The following is a 21,481-nucleotide window of genomic DNA, read 5'->3' on the forward strand; positions in this document are numbered from 1 at the left end:
AGAATCAACTATTATTTTTTCGAGCAAAGAGGAGAAAAAACCACGCCAAAAAATCTGGCCGGGTATTAAGTGTCTGCCTTCGGCTTGTCACAGTTTTTCCTATGTTAGCATATTAGTATATGTAAATTGAATTAAGGATGGAAATATCTTAGAATTAAAAGTAGGGATTCCCTTTTTTGGGTGTCGAATCCTTCCGACTTTTCAGTGAAGAGTGGTAAGATTCAATGAAAGGCATTGTCTTTAGTAACTTCCTTTACGGAACTGCTAACGACAATGCCTTTTTCTATGCTAGAACTAAATAAAAGAAAATGATTTTTTTAATAAAGGCTAAATTAAAGAGCATTGTTGATTTTTTAACCAACAGGCAAATTTAACACAGCCTAAATAAAAGAAATAAGTGCTTCAGATATTTGAATGAATAGTTTAAAAAAAGGTAATTTCGATGAACTAGGAGGAACGATAAGATGGAGATTGATACAAGAGTAAACTCATTAGTCAACATTAAAGTAATCGGTGTTGGCGGCGGAGGGAATAACGCTATTAACCGTATGATCGAGCATGGAGTTCAGGGTGTAGAATATATTGCTGTTAATACAGATGCACAAGTTCTTAATTTATTAAAAGCAGAGATTAAGATACAAATCGGTGCAACATTGACAAAAGGATTAGGATCAGGGGCAAATCCAGAAGTAGGTAAAAAAGCAGTAAAAGAAAGCAAAGGGCAGATCCAAGAGGTATTAAAAGGCACTGACATGGTATTTGTTACAGCAGGAATGGGCGGCGGTACAGGTACAGGTGCTGCCCCTGCTATAGCTCAAATTGCCCGTGATCTTGGCATACTGACCATTGGAATTGTAACACTCCCATTTTCGTTTGAGGGCCGTAAACGTGCAAAACAAGCGGCAATCGGAATCGCCTTAATGGAGAAAGCAGTGGACACATTAATTGTTATTCCAAACAATCGTTTATTGGAGATTATACATAAAAATACACCCATAGTCGAAGCATTTCGAGAAGTGGATAATATTCTTCGTCAAAGTATCCAAGGTATTTCCGATTTAATAGCTGTACCAGGATTAATCAACATTGATTTTGCTGATGTACAAACGATCATGTCCAATAAAGGATCTGCCTTAATAGGAATTGGCAGCGCAACAGGTAAAGACCGTGCTGCTGAAGCTGCAAAGAGAGCTATTTCCAGCCCGTTACTTGGCACTTCTATTGATGGAGTTCAAGGTGTGCTAATGAAAGTCACAGGGGGCACCAATTTAAGTCTATATGAAGTACAAGAGGCAGCAAACATTGTTACTTCTACTGCAAGCCACGAGTTAAATATGATTTTCGGTTCTGTCATTAACGAAAACTTAAAAGATGAGATTATAGTAACCATCATTGCTACTGGCTTTAATGACAAGGAGGTTCCATTATTAAGAACATAGTAAAGATAATTTAAATATACGTAAACATTTTTATTTAAATTTCCTTAATATTTTTTATAATTAAAAAAACAAGTGGTCTTTGCAATATTTTAAGTGCTATCAATGCTAGTAAAAGATACTTTTAAGAGAATAAAAGGAGGATGTATTTTGAAACTGATCAAAATTTTGGCGATCATTCCGTTCCTTGCTGGTATTGCCGCTATTCTTCCAATTCCCGCTTGAAGGTGGGATCATAGCACTTACTATAAATATAATCGGTGATCTTTGTAAGTGTGGTCACAAAGAATTATAGTGTTTCTAAAAATAGAACTGAAAAAGTTGCATCATAATGTTGATAAACCTTTTGTTTTGGAGCCCCTCAAAATAATTTTTGACGGGCTCTTAACTATTTCATTTCTACTTAAAGTTTTTATTGCTGTTTTCGTGTAGATTGTGGCTTTCTTGACCATACTGTTAAAAGGCTGAAATAATGGGCATTCAGGAGGCGTTCGAGTATGTGGAAAGACGTCAGCGAATTAACCAAATCGGAGCAAATAGCGTTATATAATGCGATGAAACAAGACTTGTTTCCAGATGAACCAGATAAAATTACGAAACTACTCAAAAGTATTCGTGAAGCCCGATTCGCTTCTGGTTTGGGGTGTGTTTATTGTGGAAGCACATCGGTTAAACGGAACGGTAAATATCGTTCGCTATCTGTGTAATGATTGCGGAAAATTTTTCAATGATATGACAAACACACCATTTTCAGGCTCTCGTTACCCTGAAAAGTGGTTGAAATACATTGAATTAATGGTTTAAGGTTATACCCTGCCAAAAATCGCTGAACGCTTGAAAATTCATATCTCCACTGCTTTTTATTGGAGACATAAAATCTTGAACGCATTAGAAAGTCTTGGTTTTAATCAACTGCAAGGAATAGTCGAGAGTGAAGAAACCTTCTTTCGTGAGTCTATGAAAGGTCGAGAAGTAACGCACAGAAAAGCCAAGAAGCGTGGCGAAAAAGGCGAAAAGAGAGGTATCTCTAACCTTAAAATTGCCGTTGTGGTGGCACAAGAACGCAATGGTAGTGTAATTGCTCGAAAAGCAGGAACAGGTCGAGTAAAAGCCGAAGAAATTAACGCTGTGATAGGTGAGTTTATTCACCCGTCTGCTTTGTTATGCACTGATACCGCAACGAATTATAAGAAGTTTGCCAAAATGAAAGGATTACAGCACGAAACAGTCAATGAACGTCAAAAACAGCGTGTAAAGAAAGGAATTTACCACGTGCAACACGTTAATAACTTTCATAATCGCTTGAAAACTTGGATGGTGCGTTTCCAAGGAGTTGCAACAAAATATTTAGATAACTACCTCTACTGGTTCAGATGGCTTGAACTTGGTAAAAACTTAGCATTTGAAAATCGAGTGGGGCAAATGCTTATTTCGGCGTGCAAAAAATCTATCACTCAACCACAGATTATTTTAGAGCTTCATAAATTTCAATTAGTATAAAAAATACGAAAAATATAACTAATAACCGCAAAAACGGCTCCCGAAGCTCCAAACAAAATGACCCAATGAAGTTTTTTGGTCCACTTTTTTGCTAATTCATCAGTCAATTCTTGGTCTTTATCAATTTTTTTCAATTCTGTTCTAAAACGTAATAACTGTATTACTGCTCCAACGAAACTAATTGCTGCTATTAACTCGAAAAGTTTAACCCATTCCATTTAATTCGCTCCAAATTTCCAATAATGATTTTCTGTTAAATCATTATATCATGATGCTAATACTTTATTGAATAGCAACAAAGTTTACGAAAACAGCCTTTTTATTTAATAGTCTAAAAATCTTTAAGGCCAATTGTATATGTAGTAATTCCTCTGAGTGTTGTTAAGATTGCATGATACGGTTCCTTTGTCACGCAACTCTACAGTTGCTTGTGATTGACAAGCAACCGTAGAGTTGCTTATACTCGATATATGAATTGGGACAAAGACGCTATATTCAAAGCACTTGGCGATTCGACTCGGCGGCTTATATTAGATGAACTATCCGAACGCAACGAGCTCACGTTGTATGAACTTACGATACGTCTCATTATGAAGCACGACCTTTCCATTTCGCGACAAGCGATAGCTAAACATCTTTCTGTATTGGAAGATGCTGGGCTCGTAAAATCGAAACGAAAGGGAAAATATCGAGTACTTATATTCAACAACGAACCACTTAACAATTTGCTGAAGGGATGGATAGAGTAATTTTATTAAAAAAACTTCTGACGAATGTATGGTTTTTCTGCTTGGAGCCAGATTGTTAGCAGAGTACCATACGTCGAAAATATCAAAGGAGGCAATAACATTATGAAAATCATTGTTACCAGTATCTTCGTTCAAGATCAAGACAAGGCATTGGAGTTTTATACAGAAAAGCTGGGCTTTGTAAAAAAGCATGACGTTCCCGTTGGAGAATTTAGGTGGATAGCCCTTGTTTCTCCCGATAATCAAGACGGTACCGAGCTTTTGCTCGAACCGAATAACCATCCTGCCGCAAAGGAGTACCAAAAGAAGATAGTTGCCGATGGCATCCCAGCAACAATGTTTGGCGTTGTAGATATTCACAAAGAGTACAAACGATTATTGGAAAAAGGCGTAAAGTTTACTATGGAACCGACAAAAATGGGCCAAATCACAATTGCTGTATTCGATGATACATGCGGCAACCTTATTCAGATAGTGCAGAAGTAACTTCATGAAGAAGTAACCTAGTTCTATACGATTTTATTGGCAAGTATTAAGTTCGGTGAAGTGGTTTTTATCAAAAATTAAACACCTTTACGTTAACCCTGTCCTATTATTAGGACGGGGTTATACATTTTTAAAGTCTAAAATAAATGAGATTGTTGTCGTTCTTCAATGGAAATGTACTTTGTAAATTAGTTCACTTAAACTCTAACGGGTGCTTTCCTTTATTAACGATCTACAGCAAAATAGCTAAAAGTAGGTAGATGCTTCTTCAAGAATCGAGCGCTTTAATGGCATAATGATCACGGAAATGATCAAACTTTTTTATAAATCTACTAGAAAAGAATCTATTTTGATCAATCAAAATGGATTCTTTTTATTTACCATAAAAATCATCTTCATTCCGTTGAAACAAGCAAAAAAGGAACTTGAAATAGCGCTTATTCTAAAAGCTGTAATTTTTATGGCAATACATACAAAGCTGCTAAAGCTTTAGGGAGGATCAATCCTTGAGAGTCGTTACATGAAGCTTTTAATAATGAGAAAATCATTATCACCACCATTGATACCTCAGAAATACATAAAGCAAAAGGAGTTTAAAACTACATAACTAATCGTAGATCTGATGTTTATATTAAAGAGGGGTTAATTTAAGGAAGAATTAAAATAAAGAACAACTTGTTCTAGTATCATCTTCTGAATGCTAAATGGCGGGGTAGGATGTAATACATTATTAAGCCCTGAAACAGTATCACTTGATGCTAGTGTAGCAATGGAACCAACATGAATTAAATATTGGCGGACACTAGGAATCCTATGAATTTAGCGGGCATAGGAATCCTTTTTAATGTTATTCGGTTATGTAAACTGGTCCATGTGTTAATGTACATAATCGGCCATCTCTAATCCCTCAGGAAGTATGGGAGCGAATAGCGTCCTACTATGTTGATGTGTTCATGCCAGAGTAGAAAGCTTAGCAACTTCATTCTCCTCTATAATATGTGTATATTCTTTGAATGAAAAGCAGAAGAGTTTACGTGTAATTCTTCCTTTATCACCGATAAGCTGGTACCAGGATTGACCAACATAAAAAGGGTTTGAAATGATCTTATCGATGATGTAAGAAATGCGATCGTTTGCTTCCGAATTTTCAATTTTAGTTTTACACGATAGTGACAGAACAAAATACGATTTATCACTTTCAAGTTCAAGTAATTGAAGGTGATAACTCTCTTTCTGGGTATTATTGAATTCATTTAATACCTTTTCAATACTTTTTTTTACGTCTACTTCATATTTATTTGCTTCTCCCCAATTTGATACAAGAGAATCATATAGTGACAACGTGAGAATATAATGTGTAGCATAATCTTGAGGATCAAATTCTTTCGGATTATCTTCTTCCAAAGGGTAAATAATAAAATCTTTATAGTTAGCAAAAAAATTTCCATTCATATTACTTACCTTCTTTCTTTAAAATGGTACGTTCTAACATGACTAAGATTAACTTGTTAATTCTCTATAGTAGATGCTTAACCCTTTTTCAGAAATGAAAGATAGTCAAAAATACCCATATTTAGGTATTTAAAAATCTCTACCTTTTTCAATAAATTAGTTCGATAAAATCAATGTACATCAACGAACGTTCATAAATGATTTTTGGACTTTTATGACATTACAATCATTGCCATACTGTGAACTCCCACTTAAGTTCAGACGACCACTTCCGAATCCTCACAATTGGTTCCGAATTGGTTTTGAATATCTTGGAATGAAGATAAAAGCAAGGAGAGGACCATCTGCTATCGCATCATGATCTTTTTTATCAAAAAATGAGTGAACATCTTTGAATATAGACCGCTACGAGCCATTCGGCTGCCGCGAGCATTGGCAATGGAAAATAGATTTTCATTCTGATTAATAGACAACAGAGACGTTGAGCCTTGATTTGACAACGTCAATAAGGAGTAGTGAAATGTGTGTTCGTAAATTTGGTGTAGTTATTTAAAAAAGTTTGATCATCTAAAATAAAGTACGATTATTTAAAATTAAGATTGATTAATAATCCTGTGTTGATGTGCAGGATTTTTTCTTGTTCCACAATCGGGCCAGATTGTTGAATAACACCTAAATATCTAGGTGAAAGTTTAGACGAGTTTGTGAAACTTTGTACTTAAAGTTACGGGGCAGTATAGTTTAGGATCATGTACGGTGAACCGTATCATAAGTAAGTGAGGTTTTATATAAATAAGGTTTTTGTATGCCTAATAAAGAAACTCGCCATGCTTGGCGAGTTTTACTTTTTTATATACCAATAACGATGCCAATACGACTGCTATTTCGGCACATATTTTAAGAAAAGCACCTCAAAATGGAACCCTTAATGCTGAAATGCACCATGGTTGAAGAGTGCTTGAAAGTTTGATTAAGCTAATGTTGGTATATATATAGAAAAAGTATAGCCTGAATTTTTTAATATGTTTTTAGAAAAGCCTAGGAAGAAAGGTTATAGCTTGTTTCGAACCTTCCCCGGTTTAATTGTTGTCGCTGAATTTTAAGCTGATGAATTTTTCTTCCATCATTTCGCGCATGGCGTATTTAACGCCTTCTCTGCCTACGCCGCTGTCTTTCCAGCCGCCATAGGGCATATTGTCGATTCTGTAGGTGGGAATGTCGTTCACAATGACACCGCCTGTTTCCAAGCGGGTGGCCGCATAGAAGGCACGTTCAATGCTTGGCGTGATGATTCCGGAATTCAAACCGTAGCGGGAATCGTTTGCTTCGGCTATTGCATTGTCCAGGGTATCAAACGGTGCAATACAAACGACTGGTCCGAAAACTTCAAAACGAGACACTTTTGAATCACGGTTCACATTGGTTAGAACCGTCGGTGCCAAAACATTGCCTTCCACCGTTCCACCGCATTCGATTTTCGCGCCTTCCTGAACGGCTTCATTGATCCAGCTCTGTAGACGATCTAAAGACTTTTTCGAAATAACCGCGGTGATATTCGTTTTTTCATCCAGTGGTGAACCAATCACCAGTTGCTTCGTTCTGCTGACGAATCGATCCAAGAATTCGCCGTATAAGGATTGATGGACATAAATCCTCTGAATTGAAATACACACTTGGCCATTATAGGAAAAAGCCCCCATGACCGATCGCTCTATCAATTGGTCAATATCGACACCTTCGTCTATGATAAAGGGTGAATTAGACCCAAGTTCAAGTGTGAGTTTGCGAAACCCGGCCTGCTGCTGAATGATATGACCGACTTCCACACTCCCCGTAAAGGTCACCTTTTTTACATAGGGATGGGTGGTTAATGCCTCACTTAAAACATCCCCCTTGCCCGGAATAATGTTTAGCACTCCGTCCGGCAGCCCCGCTTCTTTAAAAGCCTCTGCTAAAAATAAAGAAGAAATCGGCGTTTGTTCGGCTGGTTTCAACACGATCGCATTCCCTGCAGCAATGGCCGGCCCGACCTTGTGGGCAACAAGATTAAACGGAAAATTGAACGGGGTAATAGCCGTCACCACACCAATTGGCGTGCGAATCGTAAATCCAAAGCGGTTTTCCCCGCCTTCAGCTGCATCCATCGGAATTTGTTCCCCGTAATTACTCTTGGCGGCTTCTGCTGCGAAACGATAGGTTTGCACTGTGCGATTTATTTCCTCGCGAGCATTACGGATGGATTTGGCGCCCTCTAACGCCATGATTTCCGAACATTCCAAGCTTCGTTCCTCCAGGATGTCGGCGACTTTTGCTAAAATTTTGGCACGGGCATGCGCCGGATAGTTCCTAAATTTTTGAAAAGCCGCATTTGCCTCGACAATCGCCTCTATGGCATCTGCTGGCTCTGCTTGTCCAATATCTGAAAGAAACTCATTTGTATGTGGACTATATAAAGGTTCATACGTTTTTGCTTCTCGCCATTTTCCGCCGATCCACAATTGCCATTTCTTTTTCACCTGATAAACCTCCTATAATTTACAAATATAATCACCAAGTGTTTTTGATAACTTGACATTCTCCGAATAATCAACATCCACATCAATCAGCACAATTTCGTTACTCGATAGTGCTTTTTCAAGCATTGGAAGCAATTCATCAGAATGAGTCACTTTCATCCCTTTTACCCCAAAGCTTTTGGCAAAATCTAAAAAGTTTGGATCTGTAAATTCAATATCCGCTGACCGATTAAATTTATTCAGCTGTTTCCATTCGATTAAGCCAAATTTCGAATCATGAAAAATAATGACCACAAACGCTAGTCCAAGCCGTTTGGCTGTTGCAAGCTCGACCCCATTCATGAGGAAACCACCATCACCCGTTACCGCAATTACTGGTTTTTCCGGATGGGCAAGTTTCGCGGCAATGGCTCCAGGTACGGCAATACCCATCGTTGCCCAGCCATTTGAGATAATCGTATGATTTGGCTTTTCAGGCTGATACAAGCGGGCAATCCACAATTTATGGGCCCCAACATCTGAAATAATAATGGCTTCGCCTTTCTCTGCTTTTTTTATATCGGCAATGATTCGCTGTGGTTTCACGGGGCTTCCTGACAGCTCATCGGCAGCATGCAATTTTTCCACCAGCTGCTCCTTTAACTTCACAACTGCCGGCCACAGTTCTTTCTTTTCAACCAAAGGGCTTAACGCCTCTAGTGCTTCCTTCACATTTCCAACTAATTCAGCTTCAAGTGGATAGTAGGCATCGACCTCCGCTGGAAGGCTGTCAATATGAACAATTCTGTTCCCGGCCTCGTCATTCCAATATTTTGGTAAGTATTCTACAAAATCATAGCCAACCGTAATAATTAAATCCGCTTGATCAAATCCGCAAAGAACATAGTCTTTGGCTTGCATTCCTACTGTATATAGTGTTAAAGGATGATTGGCTGGCAGAACGCCTTTCGCCATAAAGGTGTTTACGACCGGAATATTTTTTGCTTCGGCAAACTGTCTTAACTCTACGGCAGCCTCATCGCGAATCACGCCGTTTCCTGCTAAAATAATTGGCTTTTTCGAATGGTTTATTGCCTCGGCTGCTTTGTTCAAAGAACTTCTTGAAGGACTGGAAGATGGCTTTTGCGATACTGGAAGTGGCTTTCCTTCCGTTTCTTGCATGGCAATATCCTCAGGAAGCTCGATATGAACAGCGCCAGGTTTCTCCAGTACTGCTTGTTTAAATGCTTTACGGACGATTTCCGGAATCGTGTGGGCTACCCGGATTTGTTGATTCCATTTGGTGATTTTATCAAAAACACCGACAATATCTACATATTGATGGGATTCTTTATGGATTCTCTCCAAACTCGCTTGGCCTGTGATGGCGACAAGCGGTGCATGGTCAAGAAAGGCATCCCCGATTCCGGTTAGTAAATTGGTTGCACCTGGCCCAAGTGTGGCTAAGCAAACACCGGGTTTACCGGTTAAGCGGCCATATACATCAGCCATAAATGCGGCCGCCTGTTCATGATGAACCAGGATTAGTTCAATATCTGACTCAATCAGAGAATCAACGAAATCAGTGTTCTCCTCGCCGGGGATCCCAAATATGTATTTAACCCCTTCATTCTCTAAACATTTCACAAATAAATCCGAAGCTTTCAATTCATCGCCCCCATTTCCAATTTTTTTTCGTTTGCTTATTTTCCCTCACAAAGGAAGAAATATGTAGAAATGTATAAACTTTTAAAATCTGCATTAATTAATTCCATATGTCTTTTTAAGGGGCTGGATTCAGATGAATATTGAAAATATTTTGATTATCATTGTGATTGGCTTAGGAGCGCTCATTGTTCTCGGACTTATTATTTTTCTTGTTTACTTATACATATTTGACCGTAATCAAAAAGCCCACTCGATTTTACGCAACTATCCCGCGCTTGGCAGGATGCGTTATTTTTTAGAAAAAATAGGGCCGGAATTTCGCCAATATTGGTTCAATAGCGATACGGAAGGGAAGCCGTTTTCACGCGACGAATATGAGCATATTGTGAAAAGTGCTAAATAAAAAAGGGATGTCGTTGCATTTGGATCAAAACGGGATTTTGATGAGGAAGGTCTCTATATCCGCAACGCGATGTTCCCTAGACTTGCCGAAGAAATAAAAATGGACCGTGAAACAAAAGTGTTTACTAAACGATAATTCTAATGAAGGACCCGCTTTTTTCCCAACGTGAGGAAAAATGGGTGAACGAGGAGTCCCTCGCCCAGTTATTGCATGATGATGATACCGTTGGAGTTTCAGGAGTTCCAATCACACTCACTATAACGAGTCCGGCAACGGTTTCTCCAACTTTAGTTACGACAGGTGCAAGTGTGGTACTTTTAGCGCTACAGTAACTACTCCAGTACCTGGACAACCTGTCACCATTACTGCTACCTCGGCTGCTGTGGATGGACTTCCTTCCGTATCCCAGAGTGCTACTTTTACTTGCACACTATAACAACAAAAGGAGGCTTATCCAGCATCTTCTTTTGCACAGGCCCTTAAGAAAGTCCTTTCTTAGCGGTTATTTTTTGCTATTTGTCCTTTTAGATGCAAAATGGTATCAGGAGGGATTGACCATGATTGGTAATTACCAATCATGGTTTTATCGATGCGGGGCATTATTAGTGCATCATTTGCTTCGACACCCAAATGAAATTGAAAATATTAAGAAAGATGGCCTTGAAGCTGTTCGCGAACACTCCTATAAAGAAAGTGCACAATATATGTTACTAGTTTTGGAGACCAGAAAAATGGAAGTTCTACATCCATTATGTTGTACTTACAATAAAGCAGAAACAACGAAAACCTCATTTACATACATGACGGTTAACCGTACCATAAGTAAATGAGGTAATTAATTAGTATTTTACTATTAAAGGGCACTTTTCACATTGAAAGGTGTTCTTTTTAGTAAAATAAATAAATTAGATAATTAAACAAGGATCATAAAAAAAGTATTGAGTTTCATCGATTGAAAGTTATTGGTATTGTATAATTATCTTTCAATCGATGATGCTGTTGATAGTTAACTTTGCTTAAGGATGAAATAATTTTTCCTGAAGAGTATCGATTGCACGTTCAATCTCTTCTAAATCTTCTTTAGAAGCATTTTGTATTCGATTTAGAAATCGGGTTTCAATTGTAGCAAATGCTTCGTTCATTACAACTTCCCCAACTTGCGATAGATGAATATATTGTTTTCGTCGGTCTTTGCTATCATTTATCTTTTCAATTAATTTTTTGTCACTTAACTTGCTAAGCTCACGACTAGTATTTGACATAGACATATTCTGACAATCGTTAATTTCACTAGGAGTCACAGGTTGACTAACTGCAATAAATTCAAGAATGTTATATTGAACTTGCGAGATTGAATTTGGCTTTGCATTTTTCGTTAATTTATTTGTTACACGATGAACAGAAGTTGTAAATGATACGAGTTTGTAAAAAAGTTCTTTTTTGTCCATTCTCTCACCTCTTAAAGACAAGATAACAAAATGGTTATCAAAATACAATTATCAATTGATAATTAAATTTAATGATGCTACAATTTAGTTATCAAATGATAATTAAGAGGTGCCTAATGAAAATGTTAATCATTTATACATATCCCAATCATAATAGTTTAAATTATGTATTTTTACAAAACGTTATCAAAGGCAGTAAACAGAATCCCAATATTAAGGAGATACAGGTCTTAGATTTATATGATGAGGGATTTAACCCACTTTTAGTGTTTAACGAGCAAAAACGAAGACGTGATATGCATACTGATCCTAATATTGAAAAATATAGACAACAAATTACATGGGCTGACAAGATTGTTTTTATCTATCCTATTTGGTGGGGAAGACCTCCTGCGATGCTTATGGGATATATAGATCAATTATTTGCTTCCAATTTTGCTTATAAAGATAAGGGGGGACTTTTCCCGGAAGGGCTACTGAAAGGAAAGTCCGTTGTATGTGTATCTACCATGAAGGGTCCTACTCACTATCCATTTCTTTGGTTGAATAATGCACATAAAATTTTAATGAAAAGAGCCTTATTTAATTTTGTGGGAATCAAGAAAGTGAAGATCTTTGAATTTGGGAATATGGAAAGTCCAAAAGGAAAACAAATGAAAAAACTAGAAAAGATTTATAATTATTTTAAAAGACTAGACCACTAGGATAACTCGAAACCTCATTTAGATAAGCCACGGTAGGAAATTTCTAGCATGTCTGCAATTGTATTCTTTAGCCAGATTTCTAACGTGTTGGGGGGATCATGTGCAATGAACTACTCATTCATTAAGTTGAGAATACTAATTTATTAATTAGGGGGGATAATAGTGCAGGAAATAAATCAGCATATATTAAATGTTATTGATTTTATGAACACAGATCACAAAACCTTATTTGTAAAAGTTATGGGGTACGATGCGTATCTCGGGAAAGAATTTTCTGGGGAAATAAAATTTCTTAATGGAATGCCTTTTGGCGATTTAATCCATCCACAAAGGTCAATTTTATCTCCTGATTGCATCCGGTACATACGCGAGAATTTATTAAGTAAGTATAACGCGGGGAAGTTTACTTAACTGTAGGTTAAAACCACTTCTGAGATCGCATTAAATAATTAGCAGAATAGACATAGAAAACTCTGGATAAGGGCGTGAAAAGCCCCTTATTCAGGGTTTTCTATGTTTTAGTATTGTAGGAAAATCACACAAAAAAAGCGAATTTTCAAGAAATTCTCCTTGTTTTTCTTTGTTCTCTACACTGATTAAGGTGGAGATAATTACAGCCCGATAAATATTGATACAATTATTTATTATCCGTTCAGATATATGGGGGGAGTATGTTAATCGGCTATATGTTAGGGTGGGTAAACTTACAGGGAAATTACTAATACAAATTATTTTCGAGTATGGTTTTTATGTAGTTATGCTTTAATAAAATTAACCTCAGGCTGTTTAAAAGTCTTATTTAAATATAAAGATTGGAGGGTTCCTGACAGCCTTCCTTATCTTTTTTTATGGTATTGGGAAGATCAAATATTGTGCTAGCTATTTTGGAATTCGTTAACCCTTAATCTGGAGTAATCGAGGAAGTACATGATTAAAAAGGATTAAGAAAAAAATCTAGAAAATAGTACAGGATATTTATTTCTCTAATCATAAAATAATTTTGAGGTGATAAGCATGGTAAAAAAAATAAAGATTGACCCAGGACACGGTGGAAAAGACCCAGGTGGGGTAGCTAATGACCTGCAAGAAAAAAACATCGTTCTAGATATTTCAAAAGAAATGAAAAGGTATCTTGACGAAGAATATACAGATCATAAAACCACTCTTACGCGTTTTACTGATGTCTTTATAGCATTTTCCGAACGCGCTAATATTGCCAACAGAACCAATGCTGATGTATTTATCTCAATTCATGTTAACGCTGGTGGAGGCACTGGTTACGAGTCTTATATATACACCAAGGCAAGTGCTAATTCTGAGAAATTACAAACTCTAGTTAATGCAGAGGCACTTGAAACGGCTAAAAAATACGGGCTAAGAGCACATGGTGATGATAAGAAACGAGGGAATTTAGCAGTTGTTCGAGAAACAAATATGCCAGCAGTCTTAACTGAGATTGCATTTATTGACTCCAAAGACGCTGAATTGTTAAAGAATAGAGATTTCATTAAAGATATGGCATCAGCTTATGCGCGAGGTGTAGCGAAATATTTGGATTTACCAGTTAAAAAAACGACAGTGCCGAAAGAGGAACCAAAAGTGGTAGAAACAGATATAAATAAAGTGAGCAATTGGGCGCAATCTTCATGGGATGAGGCTGTAGCAAACGGCTATTTTGACGGTACAAGACCGGGAGCTTCAATCACAAGGGAAGAAGTAGCGGTAGTAGTAAATCGTTTACGGAGTATCTTGCTTAAATTAATTTCTGAAAACTCAGGTGACATAAAGGCTCTTGAAGTGAAGTTGCATGAAATTGAAAAACAAGATCAGTAATGATTAAAATCTTCTTAAGTGAGTTACCCATATTTTTAAAAGGAAGTCAGCTTTAATCTTATTTAAATAGGAAGGGCAAAGGTTATAATCATTTTCAGAACATTAATAGTTATATTTGTAGCTTTATAACAAAGTCCGATAATTGATAAAAAAGATTGCTAATTTGTAATAAAGTTTGATTAAAATCCTGTATTATTTAAACAGGATTTTTCTTTTTATGTTCTTGCCGATGTTGAAAACTTCAATATGTTACTCCGTTAAAGGGCTGGATTGTTGAATATCACTTAGAAAGAAATGAAACGAAATTGTTAGAATAAAAAATGGAGATTGTGAAGGATATGTACTTAAACGAATGGGAAAGGTTAGATACTAAGGATTCTTTAAGTAAGCGATATTTTGTATACATAGTACATCGCAAAAGCTATCTTTCCCTTAATGAAAAGATAGCTTTATCCTTATCATACTTCCTTGGAAAACATAATCATATCTATCCTCATTTTTTTGTTATACCTTTACACGATGAAAAGGAAAAAACAGCAAGTGATAACCAAATAAAACTAAAGGAGATCCATTGGATCAAAGTGATTGTATTTTCAAATATAAATACCCCGAGGAGAAAAGTAATAGTTGGAGTAATATACTGAAAAAATCCGATTGTTGTTAAAGACATTCTTTTTGAACCTTCTGTGAACCATAAAAGAGGTAAAACAGTAAGGATACCTGCACTAATTAATAATAATGATAAATGAATGTCTGAACCAAAATACATTTTATTATTGCGTTGAATAAACACTAAAAAAAGCAATGCAAAAGGGATGACCATGATTGTTTCTATACACATTCCGACTAGTGTATCGGTCTTGATATACTTTTTCGTTAATCCATAAATCCCAGAAGTCATAGCTAAAGAGATTGCAACCCAGGGAATTTTACCATATTCATAAGTAATAACCAATACTCCTAAAAAAGCCATTATCATCGATATAAGAGTGCCTGTTCGTATATTATCTTTTACTATAAGGACGCCTAAAACCATACTAACGATAGGCGTAATATAAAGTCCTAAACTTGCCTCCATGATATAACCGAAGTTAACTGCCCAAATAAAAATTAGCCAATTTGCACTTATCGCAAGAGATGCTACAAAGATATAAGAGAATTGTTTGAAGTTTACTTTAAATTCTTTAAACAGCTTAAAGAAAGCCCGACGCTTTTTAGTCTGACATGCCATAATAATAACCACAAAGATAAATCCCCACAGAATTCGGTGAGCTAAGATTTCCATTGAGGAGACGGTATCCAGGGCGTTCCAGTATAATGCTAGAAACCCCCAGAGCAAGTAAGATAAGGAGATATAGATATAACCCATTATTTTCTCTGAATGACGGTGCACATAATCTTTTTCTTTAGCTGATGGATTCCATACTGGCATAGCTTTCACCTTTCAGTAATGAACTATTTATAAATATCGCAACGAATATTTTTATACTTCTACAGGATCTTTAGGTCCGTTAAGTTCTAATTGATAAAAAGCTAAGTCAAGCCATCTATTGAATTTGAAACCTGCCTTTTCTATTGTGCCTGAATAAACAAAGCCAAAGTTTTTATGCATAGCAATACTTTTTTCATTTGCTGCATCAATGCCAGCAATTAAGGTCTTATACTCTCTTTCATTGGCAATAGCGATTAATTCTTTCATTAAAGAAGTGCCAATTCCTTTTCTTCTGTATTCCTTATCTAGGTAAACAGAATGTTCAATTGAATATTTATAAGCTGGCCACACCCTAAAAGGACCGAATGTCGCAAATCCAACCACTTTATTATCTTGTTCGCAAACTAGTATTGGATAATCTTCATCCCTCTTTTGTTGATACCAAATTTGTCTACTTTCAAGCGTTTGGGGTTTATAGTCGTATACAGCCGTAGTATAAAGAATGGCATCATTATATATATCTAAAATATCCATTAAATCTTTTGAAGTTGCTTCCCTTATCATTTTTTTCTTCCTTTCATATTAAATTTGTTTTTCTTCATTTATTTTAGAATTCTTCATGTATAACGTAAAATTGAACTTTTTAACCACCTGCTATAGACTAAAGTTATGGCAAAGCAGGCAGCAGGAAAAAACAAGGGACGGTGAGGACATGACTCTTCAGCAATTTCGTTATATAGTGGAGATTGCCAAGCATAATTCTATCAGTAAAGCTGCAACCGCACTTTACGTGACACAACCCAGTATCAGCAAAGCAGTGCGTGATCTGGAAGCTGAGTTAGGAATTAAGATTCTAGATAGAACGAACAAAGGGGTAGTCTTTACAAAAGATGGCACAGAATTATTATTTTACGCTAAAATGCTTCTGGAACAAACGGAGTCTGTCGCCCATCATTTTCATAAAGAGAAAAAAAAAGACTTAACAAAGTTTTCTATTTCATCTCAACATTATGGCTTTGCTATAGAGGCTGTTGCGAATCTAATGAATTATTTTGCTGATCGGAAATATGAGTTGGCAATTCGGGAAGGTAAGACAACCGATGTGATTGATGACGTGTATTCAAGTAGAAGTATTCTTGGAATTTTATCTCTGACCGATTTAAACAAGCATTTTTTTGAGCGTTACTTCACCTCAAAATTACTAACGTTTACTCCCCTTGCTTCATTGAAACAGCACGTCTTTCTACGAAAAGAGCACCCTTTGGCTCATCTCGAATGCATTACATTGGAGCAATTAAGGGACTATCCTTATCTGACTTATCAGCAGGATGACATGTTGTTACATTTTGCGGAAGAAGCCCTCAATGTAGACAATATCAGGAAATTAGTATATCTCAAGGATAGAGGGGCCATGAATAATCTCCTGTCAAATACAGATAGCTACAATTTAGGAACAGGCTGTATCGTGAATAATTACATGAACCCGAATATTATCTCTATTCCATTGGAAGGTGGCAATCTGATTCAAGTGGGCTTGGTGAAACGAAACGATGTTTTTTTGCCAGAAGAAGTTCTGGTATATATTGATTTTATAAAATTAGCTTTAGAAAAATCTATGCCTAATGATCTTATAAAGTAAGTGTCCAGGTCTTGCTGCATCTAAAACCAACTTATTTGAGGATAAAGCTTGGAGGGATTACTGATTACGAAGTAAAAGATAATCAACTTATTGTGAAAGTAAGCGCTCAAATTTCTCTAGCCAGTTATATTGGTGAAATTGTAATAGTTTATGAATATGGTGATAATAGTTTCAAGCCAAATCAATTGAATTAAAAGGGTGATTTACTTCAATAACGATCTTCAACAATCGGGCTCTTTAATGAAGTAATGAAAAAGTCCAATTTCTCAATAAATTTACGGAGAAGTTGGGCTTTTTAGTATTGGAATTTCCTTATCGTTGTAATTCGCATTTTTCTTACGGTACCCCATATTAGAATCATTTTCACTACTCCGTTAACGGGCGCTTTAATGGCATAAGGATCACTAAAATTATGAAAAAACGATACTTCACATCCATAATGGTATTTTACTATGACGTATTCGTTTGTTGTAATTCTAGGGCGTGTACTGGAAACATTTATCCTAATGAGGGATGGTTCCTTGCATGTCTCTTTATTTAGTGGGCCAGTAGTTATTAGCCTACGTTCTAAGAAAGTTCTAAATGATTTTTTTGGTATTTACTATGAAAAAGGTTATAAATTAATATCCACCTTATGAAAAAAAAGACATGGAGAATCCATGTCGGTAGTGCTCTTTATTTAATATCCCCAATATTGTTGATCATAAGGAAAGTAAGGGGTTTGTTGGTGTTGCTCCATATTTTGTGCTTGCTGATGAAAATAATAAGGTGTATTTTCCTTTTGTCTGCTGCAGTCCTTGTATGGCCCAATATATGTTGTTGGTTTAACTGGTGAAATTACTCGTTTCCATTGATTCTCATCGAGACAATAGGTATTTGACATGATATTTGCAGGAGTGAATTTTAAGATGTCAGAACCTAAAATTACTTCTGGAGTAGGTGCATCAAAAATTGCTAAGAGATGAGTGTTATCAACTGTAGCTACTTCATAGTGCCACCAACCTTGTGGAACGTTCGCCACTTGTCCAGGTGTAATAGGATAATGGAGAATTTCTTTAGTATATGGGTTCAGAATTGATACTGTAGCAGCACCAGAAATACAATAGACTAACTCTGCTGCATTTTGGTGATAATGCGGTTCCACAATATTATTTACACTAAGAAAAATGTCTAACAGAGACACATTCTCTAATGAATTCAACTGTTTAATACCTAATACGTTAATATAGTTTTTATTATCTTTTTTATATAAGGGACTTCTATTCACGTCAAAAGTATATTGAGTTGTTGGTGATGTATAATCTATATTTCCAACCATAACATAGTTTCACCTCTTATTATTAACTATAGGCATGTTATGTAAAAGCAATAATAAGGTTCGTATCAATTAAAAAATTCCAGTATTTTACTAATAAAGCTGATATACAAATAATATAATTTAAAAACAAGGGGGGATAGAATGTTTGAACAGGACGAAAGGTTGATTTCTGAAAGTATTGATCGTTTAGAAAGTAATGAGCTGTTGATTGTAAGTCAAAAAGAGGAATATATCAAACTTTTAGAGCTACAAGAACAAAAATTTCTCGAAAGAGCTGAAAAGGTAAAGCCAATCATTTCATACCTAAAAAAACATCATTATTCTTTTTATAATAAAAAGTTCGATTGCCGTTCGTATAAAGGCCCAATTATCGGTCGAAATGAAAATGAGGTGTACATTTACGAAGGGGAATGGTCATTAGTTACTTCAAAAAATCTACAAACAGGGAAAAAAGACTCGATGATGATTAAGACCTTTTTAGATGAAAATTCATTTAAGGATGCGATGGATGCTTTATTAGAAACGGCATTTCTGCAAGAGAATGAATTAACAATTGATCAAAAGAAAATAGAGAATGCAAACAAAGATCTCAATAGTGTATTTGGGTAAATCTGAATAAAGAATCTTTATAGATTTGTAGATTCAACATGGCGAAGGGATCACCACTTATTAACTATTTTAACTGTCAAGAAACTCTTGACAGTTCTTTTCATCTTCAATGCAATCTCCTCCCTATAATATAAAGAATATTAATATTATTTATGTCCAATTTTTTTGGTAAAAAGAAGCCGTTGTCTAAAAGCAAATGCTTTTGGACAGCCACTAAATTTTACTTTGTAATCTTTACTCTCTAGTACTACTATCCCATCGAACATTGCCACCCAATGATTCATTTGTAATGCGTAATGGAACCATAGTTGAGCCATTGGTTATTCCGCAGGTTTTGATAAATCAAACGAAGTAGTATTACCATTTGATTTAATATTAGCTTTTCTATTGCCGATATTTAAAAAATCGTTTTTGCACTTTAGATCCAGTAACTTTTTTAGTGCTACTTTCAAATTGTACAGTAACATCTAATGCCTCAAAGATTGGTCATTGGAATGGGTGTTGTGCCGTTATTATGTAGGCACTTAAATTATAGCTTTGTTTTCCACAATTAAGATAAACGCTAGCGCTAACAGTTGCAGGTTTAGATGTGCTAGGTTTAGATAGTGTTTTTGATGAACCAAGTCCATTGGTAATTACTCTCCGAAACTTAACCTCCATTTTACAATTAGTCCATCTGTAATGCCCTCCATTACTATCGGTACGCCCTGGATGAGCATCTACTTTAGGAACTTGTGTAGTTACAAGGACTAACGGAAGTAGTCCAATAGAAAGTTTTTTCATATAATATACCACTTATCAAAACATCGATTATATAAAAATAATCCTATGAATAGATATATCGATATATTATGGGTGATCTAATATCGAAAAATCTAAACTTCTTAGATTTTTTGTCGCTACATCGTTAGCTGTTGTTTCATGAGGAGTTTCCACATCATCTTTAGCATTCACTTAAAATGAATATTTTACAAATTTAAGAAGTGATTAATTATCTGTAATAATTCCAAGAAACGGTTCATATGAATGATCTAAGTGAGGTTGTCCAAAAAGACAGGGAAATCTCATGTAAATAGCTTTATTAATACGTGGCTTTATATAGGGAACAAATTGCATCCAATTTCTTCTTAATGTTATTTATTTACATGCGCTGTAGGGAGTACTCAAGATAAGTTGTTATAAAAAAATAAACCTCCTGTAATAAACAGGAGGAAAAAACATTAATGGATTTGGCGGTAAAGTCCAATTACTCTTCCAAGAATTGATACGTTCCCAAGAATGATTGGTTCCATATTGGAGTTTTCGGGCTGTAAACGGATGAAATCTTTTTCTTTAAAAAAGCGTTTTACCGTTGCTTCATCATCCTCAGTCATAGCAACAACAATATCACCATTATTCGCTGTACTTTGTTGCTTCACAATAACATAGTCGCCATCATGGATTCCAGCTTCAATCATACTATCGCCCATAATTTCGAGCATGAAGACATGTTCGTCATGTGTTGCCATCGATTCTGGAAGTGGGAAATACTCCTCAATGTTTTCAATTGCAGTAATTGGTAGACCAGCTGTTACCTTTCCGAGTAAAGGCACATTGATGACGTTGTTTTTTGGTATATTGTGCGTTTCAGATGGATCTAGTATTTCAATGGCACGAGGTTTGGTAGGATCGCGACGAATAAGACCTTTACTTTCTAATCTTGATAAATGACCGTGAACTGTCGAGCTTGAAGCTAAACCAACAGCTTCTCCAATCTCTCTCACTGAAGGTGGATAGCCTTTAGTACGAACTTCGTCTTTAATAAAATCCAATATATCATTTTGCCTTTTTGAAAGCTTAGACATACTTTCACCCCTTCTCTCTTATTCTTGTTTTTATTATATCACGCGAAAAAAAAAGATACAAACATAAGTTCGAATAATGTTGACTAAAAACAGATGTTCGGTATATACTGAGATTAACAAATTGCGAACAGGCATTCGATTTTGGAGGGAATAACGATGAAAAAACTATTAAAAAGTTATACTTATACACTTTCACTAGCAGTAATCGTGTTTATTTTTTCTTTATTTTTCTCAATGAATAAAAATTATGATAACCTTGACAAATATATCTCTATTACAGTAGATCATGGTGATACTCTATGGAAAATGGCTGAAGTATACAAAACAGAAGATTTATCGAGAGATGAGTTCATAGACTGGATTATTACTCATAATGAAATATCTGCAAATTCACTTGTACCAGGAGATTCTATTATTATACCAGTAACTAAAACAAATCTAAGTTTAGCAAGTAAGCAATAAGAA

At 35.9% G+C, this 21,481-nt stretch carries 23 protein-coding genes and 1 pseudogene; 13 read left to right on the forward strand and 11 right to left on the reverse strand.

What is annotated here, in order from left to right; genetic code table 11:
* Positions 1 to 464 precede the first annotated feature (464 nt).
* Positions 465 to 1,439 (forward strand): cell division protein FtsZ, encoded by a 975-nt coding sequence (ftsZ, locus tag V179_RS27170; protein ID WP_051404856.1) that lies wholly within the window; start codon positions 465 to 467, stop codon positions 1,437 to 1,439.
* 494 nt (positions 1,440 to 1,933) lie between these two features.
* Positions 1,934 to 2,936: pseudogene (locus V179_RS29665) on the forward strand (IS1595 family transposase).
* Here V179_RS29665 and V179_RS0105995 read toward each other — a convergent pair.
* Positions 2,924 to 3,154, reverse strand: coding sequence for a hypothetical protein (locus tag V179_RS0105995; RefSeq protein WP_028390684.1), 231 nt, complete (start codon positions 3,152 to 3,154; stop codon positions 2,924 to 2,926). The pseudogene V179_RS29665 and the gene V179_RS0105995 sit on opposite strands and share 13 nt — an antisense overlap.
* Positions 3,155 to 3,406: 252 nt before the next feature.
* Here V179_RS0105995 and V179_RS0106000 point away from each other — a divergent pair, with 252 nt between their 5' ends.
* Positions 3,407 to 3,685: an ArsR/SmtB family transcription factor gene (locus V179_RS0106000; protein ID WP_028390685.1), complete on the forward strand. Its 279-nt coding sequence runs from the start codon at positions 3,407 to 3,409 to the stop codon at positions 3,683 to 3,685.
* A gap of 102 nt (positions 3,686 to 3,787) precedes the next feature.
* Positions 3,788 to 4,171: a VOC family protein gene (locus tag V179_RS0106005; RefSeq protein ID WP_028390686.1), complete on the forward strand. Its 384-nt coding sequence runs from the start codon at positions 3,788 to 3,790 to the stop codon at positions 4,169 to 4,171.
* Positions 4,172 to 5,122: 951 nt separating this feature from the next.
* Here the strand turns inward: V179_RS0106005 and V179_RS27180 are convergent.
* The 3 genes from V179_RS27180 to V179_RS0106025 all read right to left on the reverse strand — a co-directional run bounded on the left by V179_RS27180 (position 5,123) and on the right by V179_RS0106025 (position 9,786).
* Positions 5,123 to 5,623: a hypothetical protein gene (locus V179_RS27180; protein WP_051404857.1), complete on the reverse strand. Its 501-nt coding sequence runs from the start codon at positions 5,621 to 5,623 to the stop codon at positions 5,123 to 5,125.
* 1,079 nt (positions 5,624 to 6,702) lie between these two features.
* Complete coding sequence (locus tag V179_RS0106020) at positions 6,703 to 8,139, reverse strand: aldehyde dehydrogenase family protein (protein WP_028390688.1); 1,437 nt, start codon at positions 8,137 to 8,139, stop codon at positions 6,703 to 6,705.
* Between the two features lie 12 nt (positions 8,140 to 8,151).
* Entirely contained in the window at positions 8,152 to 9,786 is a 1,635-nt protein-coding gene (locus V179_RS0106025) for an acetolactate synthase large subunit (RefSeq protein ID WP_028390689.1), read from the reverse strand.
* Positions 9,787 to 9,919: 133 nt separating this feature from the next.
* On the opposite strand from V179_RS0106025, the gene V179_RS31275 reads away from it, so the two are divergent.
* The 3 genes from V179_RS31275 (at position 9,920) to V179_RS0106040 (ending at position 11,019) form a co-directional block, all read left to right on the forward strand.
* Positions 9,920 to 10,189, forward strand: coding sequence for a hypothetical protein (locus tag V179_RS31275; protein ID WP_028390690.1), 270 nt, complete (start codon positions 9,920 to 9,922; stop codon positions 10,187 to 10,189).
* A 179-nt stretch (positions 10,190 to 10,368) separates the two neighbouring features.
* Positions 10,369 to 10,521 (forward strand): hypothetical protein, encoded by a 153-nt coding sequence (locus V179_RS31280; protein WP_200868661.1) that lies wholly within the window; start codon positions 10,369 to 10,371, stop codon positions 10,519 to 10,521.
* Between the two features lie 225 nt (positions 10,522 to 10,746).
* Entirely contained in the window at positions 10,747 to 11,019 is a 273-nt protein-coding gene (locus V179_RS0106040) for a hypothetical protein (protein ID WP_028390691.1), read from the forward strand.
* A gap of 186 nt (positions 11,020 to 11,205) precedes the next feature.
* Here the strand turns inward: V179_RS0106040 and V179_RS0106045 are convergent, their stop codons facing one another.
* Complete coding sequence (locus V179_RS0106045; RefSeq protein ID WP_028390692.1) at positions 11,206 to 11,637, reverse strand: MarR family winged helix-turn-helix transcriptional regulator; 432 nt, start codon at positions 11,635 to 11,637, stop codon at positions 11,206 to 11,208.
* A 116-nt stretch (positions 11,638 to 11,753) separates the two neighbouring features.
* Between V179_RS0106045 and V179_RS0106050 the strand changes: the two genes are divergently transcribed.
* The 3 genes from V179_RS0106050 to V179_RS27185 all read left to right on the forward strand — a co-directional run bounded on the left by V179_RS0106050 (position 11,754) and on the right by V179_RS27185 (position 14,174).
* Entirely contained in the window at positions 11,754 to 12,341 is a 588-nt protein-coding gene (locus V179_RS0106050; protein ID WP_028390693.1) for an NAD(P)H-dependent oxidoreductase, read from the forward strand.
* Between the two features lie 162 nt (positions 12,342 to 12,503).
* A complete protein-coding gene (locus V179_RS0106055) occupies positions 12,504 to 12,752 on the forward strand; it encodes a hypothetical protein (RefSeq protein ID WP_028390694.1) in 249 nt (82 codons plus the stop codon).
* Between the two features lie 603 nt (positions 12,753 to 13,355).
* Positions 13,356 to 14,174, forward strand: a complete 819-nt coding sequence (locus tag V179_RS27185) for an N-acetylmuramoyl-L-alanine amidase family protein (RefSeq protein WP_051404858.1) — start codon at positions 13,356 to 13,358, stop codon at positions 14,172 to 14,174.
* Positions 14,175 to 14,667: 493 nt separating this feature from the next.
* Here V179_RS27185 and rarD read toward each other — a convergent pair whose 3' ends face one another.
* Positions 14,668 to 15,606 carry an EamA family transporter RarD gene (rarD, locus tag V179_RS0106065; RefSeq protein WP_051404859.1) on the reverse strand — a complete coding sequence of 313 codons (939 nt, stop codon included), beginning with the start codon at positions 15,604 to 15,606 and terminating at the stop codon, positions 14,668 to 14,670.
* A 51-nt stretch (positions 15,607 to 15,657) separates the two neighbouring features.
* Positions 15,658 to 16,170, reverse strand: a complete 513-nt coding sequence (locus V179_RS0106070) for a GNAT family N-acetyltransferase (RefSeq protein WP_028390696.1) — start codon at positions 16,168 to 16,170, stop codon at positions 15,658 to 15,660.
* A 148-nt stretch (positions 16,171 to 16,318) separates the two neighbouring features.
* On the opposite strand from V179_RS0106070, the gene V179_RS0106075 reads away from it, so the two are divergent.
* Complete coding sequence (locus V179_RS0106075; protein WP_028390697.1) at positions 16,319 to 17,245, forward strand: LysR family transcriptional regulator; 927 nt, start codon at positions 16,319 to 16,321, stop codon at positions 17,243 to 17,245.
* A 679-nt stretch (positions 17,246 to 17,924) separates the two neighbouring features.
* On the opposite strand, the gene V179_RS0106085 is transcribed toward V179_RS0106075, so the two are convergent.
* Positions 17,925 to 18,563, reverse strand: a complete 639-nt coding sequence (locus V179_RS0106085; RefSeq protein ID WP_028390699.1) for a cupin domain-containing protein — start codon at positions 18,561 to 18,563, stop codon at positions 17,925 to 17,927.
* Between the two features lie 141 nt (positions 18,564 to 18,704).
* Here V179_RS0106085 and V179_RS0106090 point away from each other — a divergent pair, with 141 nt between their 5' ends.
* Positions 18,705 to 19,172, forward strand: a complete 468-nt coding sequence (locus tag V179_RS0106090; RefSeq protein WP_028390700.1) for a hypothetical protein — start codon at positions 18,705 to 18,707, stop codon at positions 19,170 to 19,172.
* A 234-nt stretch (positions 19,173 to 19,406) separates the two neighbouring features.
* On the opposite strand, the gene V179_RS32305 is transcribed toward V179_RS0106090, so the two are convergent.
* The 3 genes from V179_RS32305 to lexA form a co-directional block, all read right to left on the reverse strand.
* Positions 19,407 to 19,478 (reverse strand): hypothetical protein, encoded by a 72-nt coding sequence (locus V179_RS32305; protein ID WP_084552401.1) that lies wholly within the window; start codon positions 19,476 to 19,478, stop codon positions 19,407 to 19,409.
* 180 nt (positions 19,479 to 19,658) lie between these two features.
* Complete coding sequence (locus tag V179_RS0106105; RefSeq protein WP_028390701.1) at positions 19,659 to 19,955, reverse strand: YHYH domain-containing protein; 297 nt, start codon at positions 19,953 to 19,955, stop codon at positions 19,659 to 19,661.
* 437 nt (positions 19,956 to 20,392) lie between these two features.
* A complete protein-coding gene (gene lexA / locus V179_RS0106110; RefSeq protein ID WP_028390702.1) occupies positions 20,393 to 21,016 on the reverse strand; it encodes a transcriptional repressor LexA in 624 nt (207 codons plus the stop codon).
* Between the two features lie 156 nt (positions 21,017 to 21,172).
* Here lexA and yneA point away from each other — a divergent pair, with 156 nt between their 5' ends.
* The gene (yneA, locus tag V179_RS0106115) at positions 21,173 to 21,478 is read left to right on the forward strand and encodes a cell division suppressor protein YneA (protein ID WP_028390703.1); all 306 of its coding nucleotides are present in this window, start codon (positions 21,173 to 21,175) and stop codon (positions 21,476 to 21,478) included.
* Positions 21,479 to 21,481: the final 3 nt, after the last annotated feature.

Source organism: Bacillus cihuensis (assembly GCF_000504145.1).
GTDB classification, from domain to species: Bacteria; Bacillota; Bacilli; order Bacillales; family DSM-1321; genus Peribacillus; species Peribacillus huizhouensis.